General features: G+C 73.9%; 11 protein-coding genes. 6 read left to right on the top strand and 5 right to left on the bottom strand.

The genetic code is table 11. From position 1 onward, the window contains the following. Positions 1 to 258: 258 nt before the first annotated feature. Complete coding sequence (ycaC, locus tag E2C05_RS23515) at positions 259 to 894, top strand: isochorismate family cysteine hydrolase YcaC (RefSeq protein ID WP_133222081.1); 636 nt, start codon at positions 259 to 261, stop codon at positions 892 to 894. 158 nt (positions 895 to 1,052) lie between these two features. On the opposite strand, the gene trpS is transcribed toward ycaC, so the two are convergent. Both trpS and murJ read right to left on the bottom strand, forming a co-directional pair. Further along, positions 1,053 to 2,054 carry a tryptophan--tRNA ligase gene (trpS, locus tag E2C05_RS23510; protein WP_133222082.1) on the bottom strand — a complete coding sequence of 334 codons (1,002 nt, stop codon included), beginning with the start codon at positions 2,052 to 2,054 and terminating at the stop codon, positions 1,053 to 1,055. A gap of 72 nt (positions 2,055 to 2,126) precedes the next feature. After that, entirely contained in the window at positions 2,127 to 3,674 is a 1,548-nt protein-coding gene (gene murJ, locus E2C05_RS23505; RefSeq protein WP_133222080.1) for a murein biosynthesis integral membrane protein MurJ, read from the bottom strand. Positions 3,675 to 3,937: 263 nt separating this feature from the next. Between murJ and E2C05_RS23500 the strand changes: the two genes are divergently transcribed. Together E2C05_RS23500 and E2C05_RS23495 are read left to right on the top strand one after the other, a co-directional pair. Next, positions 3,938 to 4,246: a hypothetical protein gene (locus E2C05_RS23500; protein ID WP_133222079.1), complete on the top strand. Its 309-nt coding sequence runs from the start codon at positions 3,938 to 3,940 to the stop codon at positions 4,244 to 4,246. Positions 4,247 to 4,500: 254 nt separating this feature from the next. After that, complete coding sequence (locus tag E2C05_RS23495; RefSeq protein WP_133222078.1) at positions 4,501 to 6,123, top strand: ABC-F family ATP-binding cassette domain-containing protein; 1,623 nt, start codon at positions 4,501 to 4,503, stop codon at positions 6,121 to 6,123. 69 nt (positions 6,124 to 6,192) lie between these two features. On the opposite strand, the gene E2C05_RS35200 is transcribed toward E2C05_RS23495, so the two are convergent. Further along, the gene (locus E2C05_RS35200) at positions 6,193 to 6,783 is read right to left on the bottom strand and encodes a LysR family transcriptional regulator (RefSeq protein WP_275670514.1); all 591 of its coding nucleotides are present in this window, start codon (positions 6,781 to 6,783) and stop codon (positions 6,193 to 6,195) included. A gap of 126 nt (positions 6,784 to 6,909) precedes the next feature. Between E2C05_RS35200 and E2C05_RS23485 the strand changes: the two genes are divergently transcribed. Next, the gene (locus tag E2C05_RS23485; protein WP_133222076.1) at positions 6,910 to 7,293 is read left to right on the top strand and encodes a RidA family protein; all 384 of its coding nucleotides are present in this window, start codon (positions 6,910 to 6,912) and stop codon (positions 7,291 to 7,293) included. A gap of 253 nt (positions 7,294 to 7,546) precedes the next feature. Here the strand turns inward: E2C05_RS23485 and E2C05_RS23480 are convergent, their stop codons facing one another. Further along, positions 7,547 to 8,434: a LysR substrate-binding domain-containing protein gene (locus E2C05_RS23480; protein ID WP_133222075.1), complete on the bottom strand. Its 888-nt coding sequence runs from the start codon at positions 8,432 to 8,434 to the stop codon at positions 7,547 to 7,549. A 189-nt stretch (positions 8,435 to 8,623) separates the two neighbouring features. Here E2C05_RS23480 and E2C05_RS23475 point away from each other — a divergent pair, with 189 nt between their 5' ends. After that, a complete protein-coding gene (locus E2C05_RS23475; RefSeq protein ID WP_133222074.1) occupies positions 8,624 to 9,367 on the top strand; it encodes a TSUP family transporter in 744 nt (247 codons plus the stop codon). A gap of 14 nt (positions 9,368 to 9,381) precedes the next feature. Then, positions 9,382 to 9,606 carry a hypothetical protein gene (locus E2C05_RS23470; RefSeq protein WP_133222073.1) on the top strand — a complete coding sequence of 75 codons (225 nt, stop codon included), beginning with the start codon at positions 9,382 to 9,384 and terminating at the stop codon, positions 9,604 to 9,606. Between the two features lie 117 nt (positions 9,607 to 9,723). On the opposite strand, the gene E2C05_RS23465 is transcribed toward E2C05_RS23470, so the two are convergent. Further along, positions 9,724 to 10,419 (bottom strand): hypothetical protein, encoded by a 696-nt coding sequence (locus tag E2C05_RS23465; RefSeq protein WP_205082990.1) that lies wholly within the window; start codon positions 10,417 to 10,419, stop codon positions 9,724 to 9,726. Between the last annotated feature and the right edge of the window lie 553 nt (positions 10,420 to 10,972).

Genomic DNA, 10,972 nt, shown 5'->3' with positions numbered 1-10,972 from the left:
GGCAGGGCACCCGCCGCAGCGGGATGGCCGCCGGCCGCTGGGCCGGGCCCCGTCGCGGCCGGGCCCGCCCCGCCGGCACCATCGCCCGCCAGCCACGAGCCCCGCGATGCCGGCACCCTGCCGCCATCGCTGGCGTGGCGCAGCACGCAGCGACAAGCGCGCCCCGGTTCCAGGCCCTAGCCTTCGCGCCCGGCGCCGCCCGTCCAGGCCGTGCCGCAGACCGCCGCGCCAGGCGCGCGGCCCAGGAAGGAATGCGTCATGGCCGGAGACTATGCCTATCGCCGCCTGAACAAGGACGACGCCGTCGTCCTGCTGGTGGACCACCAGTCGGGGCTGATTTCCCTGGTGCAGGACTACACGCCGAACGAGTTCAAGAACAACGTCCTGGCGCTGGCCGCCTGCGCCAAGTTCTTCCAGCTGCCCACCATCCTGACCACCAGCTTCGAGGACGGCCCGAACGGCCCCATCGTGCCGGAGCTGAAGGCGATGTTCCCGGAGGCGCCATACATCCCGCGCCCCGGCCAGATCAATGCCTGGGACAATGCCGATTTCGTCGCGGCGATCGAGAGGACCGGCCGCAAGCAGCTGGTCCTGGCCGGCGTCGTCACCGATGTCTGCGTCGCCTTCGTCGCCCTCTCGGCGCGGGAGGCGGGCTACGAGGTCTTCGCCGTCACCGACGCCTCCGGCACCTTCGACCAGGGCGTGCGGACGGCGGCGCTGATGCGCATGCAGGCGGCCGGCGTGCAGCTGGTGAACTGGTTCGCCGTGGCCTGCGAGCTGCACCGCGACTGGCGGAACGACATCGAGGGGCTGGGCAGCCTGCTGTCCAACCACATCCCGAACTACCGCAACCTGATGACCAGTTACTTCGCGCGGGAACAGGCGAAGGGCTGATGCCGGCGCGCGGCCGTCCCGACATCTGCGCGCCGGTATCGCGCGCAGGGTTGGCGTGGCCGCTGCGCGCCAAACCCAGTGACCATGGCGGTCAGCATGGGTGCTGGCCGGCATGAGGGCGCCGCGCCGGCCCGGGTGACGGGGCCGGCGCCTGCCGGTCAGCGCGGCAGGAAGCCCACCACCCGCTCCGCCTCGGTCACGATCGGGTCGGCGATCGCCGCCGCCCGCGCCGCGCCCTGGCGCAGCGCCGCGTCCAGCGCGCCGGGGTCGCCCAGCAGCCGGGTCATCTCGGCCTGGATCGGGCTGAGATGGCCGACCAGCGCCTCGACGAGGACCTCCTTGAAGCTCCCGAACCCCTTGCCGCCATGCTCGCGCAGCACGGCATCCGGCGTGGTGCCGGTCACGGCGGCGAGGATGCCGACCAGGTTGCGCGCCTCCGGCCGGCTCTCCAGCCCGCCGACCTGCTCCGGCAGCGGCTCCGGGTCGGTCTTGGCGCGGCGGATCTTGAGGGCGATGGTGTCGCGGTCGTCGGTCAGGTTGATGCGCGACTGGTCGGAGGGATCCGACTTCGACATCTTCTTCGTGCCGTCGCGCAGCGACATGACGCGGGCGGCGACGCCCTGGATCAGCGGCTCGATCCGCGGGAAGAAGCCCGGCACGCCGTAGTCGTGGTTGAATTTCTCGGCGATGTCGTTGGCCAGTTCCAGGTGCTGCTTCTGGTCGTCGCCGACCGGGACCAGCGTGGCGCGGTAGGCCAGGATGTCGGCGGCCATGAGGTTCGGGTAGACATAGAGGCCGGCGGACGCCGCCTCCCGGTCCTTGCCGGCCTTGTCCTTGAACTGCGTCATGCGGTTGAGCCACCCCAGGCGGGCGACACAATTGAAGATCCAGGCCAGGCGGGCATGGGCGTGGACATGGCTCTGCACGAACAGGATGCAGCGGGCGGGGTCGAGGCCGCAGGCGATCAGCGCCGCCGCCATCTCCCGCGTCTGGGCCTGGAGCTCCTTCGGGTCCTGCCAGACCGTGATGGCGTGCAGGTCGACGACGCAATAGATCGCGTCATGCGTGTCCTGCAGCGGGACCCAGTTGCGGATCGCGCCGAGATAGTTGCCGAGGGTCGGGATGCCGGAGGGCTGGATGCCCGAGAAGACGCGCTGCATGGGGGTGGAGACCATCCGCGGGATGACAGGCCGGGGTGATTGCCCGGTCGGCGCGGCAGGTCAAGCGCCGGCTCAGGCCGGCTGCTTCCGCCGCCGGCGCAGCAGCCCGCGCAGGTCCCGCAGGTCCACCGCCCCCAGCCAATGCGCGGCGGCGAAATACACCGCGCCGCCGGTCCCCACCAGCAGCGCCAGGGCGGCGTAGCGCAGCGGCCCGGCCATCGGGAACAGCACCGCCTCCAGCGCCAGGATCGCGCCGGCCATCAGCGTCGCGGCCAGCAGCAGCCGCGGCGCCCGCCGCCGCAGCCGCCGGTCCAGGATCATCTGCCCGCGCCGGTTCAGCAGCCAGCCCAGCATGGCGGCGTTGAACCAGGCGGAGATCGCGGTCGCCAGCGCCACGCCGACATGCAGCAGCCACTGGGTCAGCACCAGGTTCAGCGCCAGGTTCAGCGCCACCGCCGCCAGCCCCACCTTCACCGGCGTCGCCGTGTCGCCGCGGGCGAAGAAGCCCGGCGCATAGACCTTCACCAGCACATAGGCCGGCAGCCCCACCGCATAGGCGGCCAGCGCCGCGGCGGTCGCATCCGCCTCCGCCGCGCCGAAGGCGCCGCGCTGGAACAGCACCTGCACGATGGGCCAGGCCGCCGCCGCCTGCCCCGCCGCCGCCGGCAGGCAGAGCAGCAGCGACAGCTCCATGGCGCGGTTCATGGTGCGGTGGGCGGAGAGGCTCTCGCCCGAGCGGACCTGGCGGGACAGCAGCGGCAGCATCGCCGTGCCGACCGCGGCGCCGATGACCCCGAGCGGCAGCTGCCCCACCCGGTCGGCATAGTACAGGTAGGAGACGGCGCCGGCGGGCAGGAAGCTGGCGATGATGACGTCCACCGCCAGGTTCAGCTGGGTGACGCCGGCGCCGATGATGCCGGGCACCATGCGGCGCAGCACCTGCCGCACCTCCGGCGCCAGGGAGGGCGGCTTGAGGAATTGCAGCGCCATCCCGGCCCGGGCGCAGGCCCAGAGCACGAGGCCGAGCTGCACCGCGCCGGAGGCCGTGACGCCCCAGGCCAGCGCATGCGCCGGCGTCGCCACATAGGGCGCCAGCACCAGCAGCGACGCCATGGAGAGCAGGTTGAAGAAGATCGGCGCCGCCGCCGCGGCGGCGAACCTGTCGAGCCCGTTCAGCACGCCGGAGACCAGCGCGGTCAGGCAGATCAGCAGCAGGTAGGGGAAGGTGATCCGCGTCAGCTCGATCGCCAGCTGGAACTTGGCCGGGTCGTCGGCGAAGCCGGGCGCCAGCACCGTCATCAGCCAGGGCATCGTCAGGATGCCGAGGACCACCATCAGCGAGAGCCAGAGCGTCATCAGCGACGCCATGCGCTCGGCCAGCTGCTGCGCCACCTTCGGCCCCTGCACCGCCAGGGTGCCGGCGAAGGCGGGGACGAAGGCGGCGTTGAAGGCGCCTTCCCCGAACAGCCGGCGGAACAGGTTGGGCAGCTTCAGGGCGACGAAGAAGGCATCCGCCATCGGCCCGGCGCCGAGCCTGGCGGCGATCAGCATGTCCCGCGCGAAGCCGAGGACGCGGCTGGCCATGGTCCAGCCGCCGACGGTGAGGACGCCCCTGAGCATGGGGCGGGGGTCTAGCCCGGAACCGAGGGGCCGGCCATGGGGCGGCGCCGGGCCTCGGCGATGCCCGGCCCGCCGATCCGCCGCGGCCCCGACCAGCCACGCAACGACCGGCCGGCGGCGACGTTGCTGCCCGGCCGCGGCCTGCCGGCCCGGCCGGACGGAGTGATCCTGTGCGGCGCGTTCCCTGGCTTCTCCTCCTCGCAGCCTGCCTGGCCGTGACCGCCTGCGCGGCATGGGACCCGCGGCCGGGCCCGATCCGCGCCATGGAGCCGCGCCCCAACCCGCCGGCTTCGCGCGCCCTGGCGGCCCGGGCGGCGGCGGACAAGGGAGCCGACCTCCCCGACCGGATCCGGCGGCATCGCTGGCTGGCCCGGTTCTGGAGCGAACTGACCCCGGCGCAGCAGCGCCGCGTGGCGGGCCGCATGGCCGATGCGGGGCCTGAGGCGGCGCAGCGCTGGGACGTCATGGGGCTGGAGGAGCGGGCCAGGCTGGTCTTCGGGGACAGCGCGGCGCGGGGCGGCAGGGCCATGCCGGCGCGGGAGGCGCCCGGCGCCATGGCGGCCGGCGGCTGACGCGTCCCCCCAGGGACGAAGCCGCCATGGGGGCCGGCCCGCCGCCGGGGGACGGCGCGGCGGCCATGTGCCCGGGCGCCGGCGCTTCCTGTCTGCCGAGCGCCCAGGCCGGCGGCACCTCTGCCCGGCACCCCGGCCGCCGGCGCCGGGGCCGGCCCGCCGTCACGAAGCGGGATTGGCCGCATGGGGGCCATGATCCGGCGGTGGCGGCATGCCATAAGCCTGCCGCCACCGCCCGGGATGCCCGACCTTCCATGATCCGCCTCGATTCCATCAGCAAGCAGAACGGCCAGCGCCTGGTCTTCGTCGAGGCCTCGGCCGCCCTGCAGCGGGGCGAGAAGACCGGGCTGGTCGGCCCGAACGGCGCCGGCAAGACCACGCTGTTCCGCATGATCACCGGGGAGGAGCCGCCGGACGAGGGCCAGGTCCTGGTGGACCGCGGCACGACCATCGGCTTCTTCAGCCAGGATGTCGGCGAGATGGCCGGCCGCAGCGCGGTGGCCGAGGTGATGGACGGCGCCGGCGATGTCAGCACGGTCGCGGCCGAACTGGCGTCGCTGGAGGCGGCGCTCGCCGACCCGGACCGGGCGGATGAGCTGGACAGCATCCTGGAGCGCTTCGGCGAGGTGCAGGCGCGCTTCGAGACGCTGGGCGGCTATGCGCTGGAAGGCCGCGCGCGGGAGGTGCTGGCCGGGCTCGGCTTCAGCCAGGCGATGATGGACGGCGATGTCGGCACGCTGTCGGGCGGCTGGAAGATGCGCGTGGCGCTGGCCCGCATCCTGCTGATGCGCCCGGACGTGATGCTGCTGGACGAGCCGAGCAACCACCTCGACCTCGAAAGCCTGATCTGGCTGGAGCAATTCCTGGCCGGCTATGACGGCGCGCTGCTGCTGACCTCGCACGACCGCGAATTCATGAACCGCGTCGTCAACCGCATCCTCGAGATCGATGGCGGAACGCTGACCGCCTATGCCGGCGACTACGCCTTCTACGAGCAGCAGCGCGCGCTGGCGGAGAAGCAGCAGCAGGCGCAGTTCGAGCGGCAGCAGGCCATGCTGGCGAAGGAGATCGCCTTCATCGAGCGCTTCAAGGCCCGCGCCTCGCATGCCGCGCAGGTGCAGAGCCGGGTGAAGAAGCTGGAGAAGATCGACCGCGTCGAGCCGCCGAAGCGCCGGCAGACCGTGACCTTCGACTTCCCGCCGGCGCCCCGCTCGGGCGACGACGTGGCCAACCTGCGCGGCGTCCACAAGCGCTATGGCGACCGGGTGATCTATGACGGGCTGGACCTGCTGGTGCGGCGGCGGGAACGCTGCGCGGTGCTGGGGGTGAACGGCGCGGGCAAGTCCACGCTGCTGCGCCTGGTCGCCGGCGCGACCCGGCCGGATGCCGGCACGGTCACGCTCGGCGGCAGCGTGAAGCTGGGCTATTTCGCGCAGCACGCCATGGAATTGCTGGATGGCGAGCGGACGGTGTTCGAGACGCTGGAGGCGGAATTCCCGCGCGCCAGCCAGGGCTCCCTGCGGGCGCTGGCGGGCTGCTTCGGCTTCTCGGGCGACGAGGTGGAGAAGCGCTGCCGCGTGCTCTCGGGCGGGGAGAAGGCGCGGCTGGTGATGGCGCTGATGCTGTACGACCCGCCGAATTTCCTGGTGCTGGACGAGCCGACCAACCACCTGGACATGGCGACGAAGGAGATGCTGATCGGCGCGCTGGCGGGCTACGAGGGCACGATGCTGTTCGTCTCGCACGACCGCCACTTCCTGGCCGCGCTGTCCAACCGCGTGCTGGAGCTGACGCCGGAGGGCGTGCACCAGTATGGCGGCGGCTACACGGAATATGTCGCGCGCACGGGCCAGGAAGCCCCGGGGCTGCATGCCTGAGGCGTGGCAGGGCGCCGGGCGACCGCCGGTCCCCTGCCGCGCGGCCGGGGATCGCGGCGCCGCCGCCGCTCATGCCTGGCCGAGGAGCGCCCTCGCCCTCCGGACCTCGCGGCACTGCGCGAGGCCCGGCCAGGTCACCAGTGTCGCGCGCCTGTGCGGGGCGAAGGCGGGATGGAGGTCCAGCGCCTCCGCCTGCAGCCCGGGATAGGGCCCGCGCCCCGGCCGCAGGACGGCGTTGATCGCGCCGGACAGCAGGTCGCCGACATCGTCGGTCGGCTGCACCCGGATGAACGCCTCGGCCCCGCCCGGCCCGACCAGCGCGGCGAGCAGTCCTTCGGGATCGCGCGTCAGCCTTGGCGAGATGCCGAGGCGGAGGATGCGCCCGGGCATGGCCGTCGCCACCTCCTCGAGCGCGGCGGAGACGCGCTCGAAGGCCTCGCCGATGACGGGCAGCAGCGCCTCGCCATGGCCGGTGAGCAGCAGGCCGCGGGGCAGGCGCTGGAAGAGCGGGAAGCCGAGCACCTGTTCCAGATGCCTGATCTGCTGGCTGACCGCGCCCGGCGTCACCGAAAGCTCCCCCGCCGCGCGCTTGAAGCTGAGATGCCGCCCGGCGGCCTCGAAGGCGCGCAGCGCGTTGAGCGGCGGCAAGCGGTGGCTCACGACGGCGATCCCCCGTACGGGCAGCTGCATGACGGTATAGAAATTCTATCCCGGGCGCGAAGAAACCATGGTTTGTCCGGTCCGGCGAAGCGGGCGATGAGAGGCGCGACGCCTGGAGACCTGCCGATGCTCGCCCGCCCGATCAATGCGCCGGACGCCCCCATACCCGCCACCGGCTATGTCCAGGCCATGGAGGTCTCCGGCCATGCGCGGCTGCTCTTCGTCAGCGGCCAGACCCCGGTCGGAGCCGATGGCGCGGTGCCGGAGGGGTTCGAGGCGCAGTGCCGGCAGGCCTGGAAGAACGTGGCGGCGCAACTGGCCGCCGCCGGCATGACGCTGGACAACCTGGTCATGCACCGGACCTATCTGGCGGACCGGTCCTTCGCCCTGGCGAACCGGGCCGTGCGGAATGAGGTGCTCCGCGGCAGGCAGGCGGCGCTGACCGTCGTCGTCGCGGGCATCTTCGACGAGAACTGGCTGGTCGAGATCGAAGCCGTCGCCGCAGCCTGAGCGCCGGGGTGGCCCGCCGCGCACGGCGTCGCCCGCGACAGGACCATCGCAGGCCGCGCGGCCGGCGGTCGCAGGCCGGGGCGTCAGGCCATGGGCGTCAAGCCGTGGATGATGCGGCGAGGCAGCGCCCCCGGCGCGCCGCGATCCGCTTCAGAGCGGATCGCGGGAGGGCGTGGACGCCCGGACGCGTACATCCGCTCTGCAAGCAATAGGACAGGGCGGCTCGCGCGTTCAGAAGGCAGCGCGAGCCGCTCTAGCCGCCCTGCTCCTTCCCCTCGCCCGCCGCCGCGGTGATCCAGCCTATGAAGGCCGCCAGCGCCGGTTCCGCCGCGCGCTGCGGCGCATGCACCAGGGACCAGCGCATGCCCTTCGACACCGCCAGGGCGAAGGGCGCCAGCAGCCGCCCGGCCGCCAGGTCGTCGTCGATATAGGGGCGGATGCCCATGGCCACGCCCAGCCCGTCCGCCGCCGCCTGCAGCGCCTGGCCGTACTGGCCGAAGACCGGCCCCTGCGCCGCGATCCCGGGGCAGCCGGCGGCGGCCAGCCAGCGCGGCCAGTCCTCCGGCGCATGGGCGACGCGCAGCAGGCTCTCCCCCGCCAGGTCGCCCGGTGCGGCGAGGCGCCGCGCCAGGGCCGGGGCGCAGACCGGCGTCAGGTCCGCCGCCAGCAACGGGATGGAGACGAGGCCAGGGAAGCGCCCTTCCCCCAGCCGGATGCCGGCGCTCCAGTCCGGCGCGAAGGGCACCTGCGCCCCGCCCGTGGCGATCCGCAACTCGATCCCCGGATGCCGCCGCTGCCAGTCCGCCAGGCGGGGGATCAGCCAGCGGATGGCGAAGGTCGGCCCGACGCCGAGCGTCAGCACCTGCCGCCCGCCCAGCGCCGCCACCTCCTCCGTCAGCCGCTCCAGCCCGTCCAGCAGGCCGGTGAGGCCCGCGAGGTAGCGGGCGCCGGCCGGGGTCAGGGCCAGGCGGTTCGCCCGCCGCTCGAACAGCGCCAGGCCCAGCCGCGACTCCAGCAGCTTCACCAGGCGGCTGACCGCCGCCGGGCTGACATGCAGCTCCGCCGCCGCGGCGGCGAAGCCGCCCAGCCGCCCGGCGGCCTCGAAGGCGCGGATGCCGTTCAGGAAGGGCAGGCGGCGCATCGGCGATACCCTCAGGAAAGCTGAGGCCCAGGCCAGGATATCCCGGTTTGCGCCAGGGCCTCAACGGACGCAGCCTTCGCGGCGGAAGGGCGGATCGCGGCCGGGCATGACGGCCCGCCGGCGAGGCTCCGCCCCCGGAACACCGATGCCCGGCGGCCCGCGGCGTCGGCCCGCCGCCCAGGGATGCCGATGCCGCCGACCACCCTCCTGCTGCTGGCCTGCGTGATGGTCTTCACCGCCCTGCTCTCGGGCATCTTCGGCATGGCGGGCGGGCTGGTGCTGGTCGGCGTGCTGCTGGCCCTGCTGCCGCTGCCGGAGGCCATGGCGCTGCACGCGGTGACCCAGATGGCGTCGAATGGCTGGCGCGGCATCCTCTGGCGGCGGCATGTCGCCTGGCGGCCGGTGGCCTGGGTGCTCGCGGGCTATGCGGTGGCGATGCTGGGCTGGAGCCTGGTGCGCTGGGTGCCGGACAAGCCGTTGGCCCTCATTGCGCTGGGCGGCACGCCCTTCCTGGCGCAGGCCATGCCGGAGGGCATGCGGCCGGACCCGGACCGCCCGGCCCAGGCGCTGGGCTATGGCGCCGCCTGCATGTCCCTGCTGCTGCTCACCGGCGTCTCCGGCCCGCTGCTGGACCGCTTCTTCCTGGGCGGCGGGCTGGACCGCCGGGCGATCGTCGCCACCAAGGCGGCCTGCCAGCTGGCGGGGCATGGCCTGAAGCTGCTGTATTTCGGCGCGCTGGTGGCGGATGCCGGCACCGTCGCGCCCGGCGTCGCCGCCATGGCCGTTGCCTGCTCCATGCTCGGCACCACCCTGGCGCGGCGCGTGCTGGAAGCGATGAGTGATGCGCAGTACCGCCGCTGGACCGGCCGGCTGATCGCCACGGTCTCCGGCGGCTACCTGGCCTATGGCGGCTGGCTGCTGCTGGTGCCCTGAGGAGGAGAGGACGGATGTCGGAGATCATCGCGCCGCTGGTCCGCGACCTGGTCGCCTGGGTGGCGGCCGAGCCCCGCCCCTACCGGGAGGTCATCGAGGCCTGGCGCACCTCCTGCCCCCGGCTGACGGTGTGGGAGGATGCGGTGGATGGCGGCTTCGTCGCCCTGCTGCCGGGCGGCGCGGAGGGGCTGCGGGTGGGCGCCACGCCGGCCGGCCTGGCGCTGCTGCAGCGCCCCTGACGCCGCTTCCCTTCGCCATGGCTCACGGCAACCGCTCGCGTCATTCGAATCGACGCGCATCTTCACCCGCCCAGGTGATCCCATCGGATCGGGACCTGCCCTGACGCGGCGGCTGGGTCAGCCCGCGAGGAAGCCCGCCAGCCGGGCGCCGAACAGCGCGTCGAATTCCGGGTCGCCGGCCGCGCCATGGCCAATGGGCTGCGGCGGGCGGTCGATGACCAGCGCCGCGGCGCCGCAGCGCGCCATGCCCTCGGCGAAGGCGGCGGCACGGGCCGCCGGATCGGGGTCGTAGGGATCGTCCTGGAACAGCACCAGCCCGGCGCGCCGCACCGCGCCGGGCACGGCGGCGGCGCAGGCGGCGCGGAATTCGGCCAGGGCCTGCGGCCGCCGTTCCGGCCGCGAGCCATGCGCCGCCGGGGCCAGCAGCAGCACCGCCTCCGCCAGCCCGGCCTGGCGCAGCGCGACCAGCGTGATGAAGGCGCCGCGGCTTTCCCCGACCACCAGCACCTGCCGGTAGCCTTCCAGCCGCAGGGCCGCGGTGCCGGCGGCCAGCGCCGCGGCACCGGCCTCCAGCGGATCCAGCCCGAACTGGCCGGGCGCCGCCGGCGCCAGCCGGTCCAGCCGCCAGGGATCCCAGCCCTGCCCGAGCAGCCGGTCGAGGAAGGGCGGCGGATCGGGCGGCGGCCCGTCGAGGTAATGCTGATGCGCCCAGACCAGGGCGCCCTGGGCCCGCGCCGGCCCCAGCAAGCGCGCGGCCCCCGGCCGCATCTGCCGCCCCTGCGCGCGGGCCCCCGCGGGCAGCAGCAGCAGCATGGGCAGGAGTCGGCGGGGCAGGCGCATGCGGCACCTTATACCACCAGCATGAGGGCTCCATTCCTGCCGCGCGTCCTGACGGGCGCCGCGGCTCATGCCGGCCAGTGTTCTGCCCGCGAAGTTCGCGGCCCCTGGCTGCGAAGGCAGCGGACCAGCAGGCCACCGCCAACGAAGGGAGGTGGACCGGACCGAAGGACGCCACGCGTGGCGACGAATTTCGGATTCGGGACACCAGGGCGGCTTCCGTCCGCCATGGCTCGCGGCAACCGCTCCGGCCATTTGAATCGACGAGCATCTTAACCCGATCAGGTGTGTCCACATGAGCGGGATCTGCCCTGGCCAAGGCTTGCGGCGCAGGCCGACCGGCGATGGGGGGCCGTCGATCGGTCACGATCAGCGGCCCTCGGCCTTGGGGCGGATCGCGCGACGGCGGGGACGGACCGGATCGGGCCGCCGCCCGGCAGGCGAGGGCTTGGAACGGCTTGCGCGGGCGCCAGGCGGCCGGGCCGCGCACCGCCCCCGGGCGCGGCGGCACGCCACGGGCGGCGGGCCG

The organism is Paracraurococcus ruber (assembly GCF_004353985.1).
GTDB classification, from domain to species: Bacteria; Pseudomonadota; Alphaproteobacteria; order Acetobacterales; family Acetobacteraceae; genus Paracraurococcus; species Paracraurococcus ruber.
Note: the sequence above shows the minus strand (reverse complement) of the source record. Positions and strands in the feature narration are given on the sequence as shown.

Coding starts and splice junctions, on each gene's coding strand:
- ycaC (WP_133222081.1), top strand. CDS start 259: ATGGCCGGAGACTATGCCTATCGCCGCCTGAACAAGGACGACGCCGTC.
- trpS (WP_133222082.1), bottom strand. CDS start 2,054: ATGCAGCGCGTCTTCTCGGGCATCCAGCCCTCCGGCATCCCGACCCTC.
- murJ (WP_133222080.1), bottom strand. CDS start 3,674: ATGCTCAGGGGCGTCCTCACCGTCGGCGGCTGGACCATGGCCAGCCGC.
- E2C05_RS23500 (WP_133222079.1), top strand. CDS start 3,938: ATGGAGCCGCGCCCCAACCCGCCGGCTTCGCGCGCCCTGGCGGCCCGG.
- E2C05_RS23495 (WP_133222078.1), top strand. CDS start 4,501: ATGATCCGCCTCGATTCCATCAGCAAGCAGAACGGCCAGCGCCTGGTC.
- E2C05_RS23485 (WP_133222076.1), top strand. CDS start 6,910: ATGCTCGCCCGCCCGATCAATGCGCCGGACGCCCCCATACCCGCCACC.
- E2C05_RS23480 (WP_133222075.1), bottom strand. CDS start 8,434: ATGCGCCGCCTGCCCTTCCTGAACGGCATCCGCGCCTTCGAGGCCGCC.
- E2C05_RS23475 (WP_133222074.1), top strand. CDS start 8,624: ATGCCGCCGACCACCCTCCTGCTGCTGGCCTGCGTGATGGTCTTCACC.
- E2C05_RS23470 (WP_133222073.1), top strand. CDS start 9,382: ATGTCGGAGATCATCGCGCCGCTGGTCCGCGACCTGGTCGCCTGGGTG.
- E2C05_RS23465 (WP_205082990.1), bottom strand. CDS start 10,419: ATGCTGCTGCTGCTGCCCGCGGGGGCCCGCGCGCAGGGGCGGCAGATG.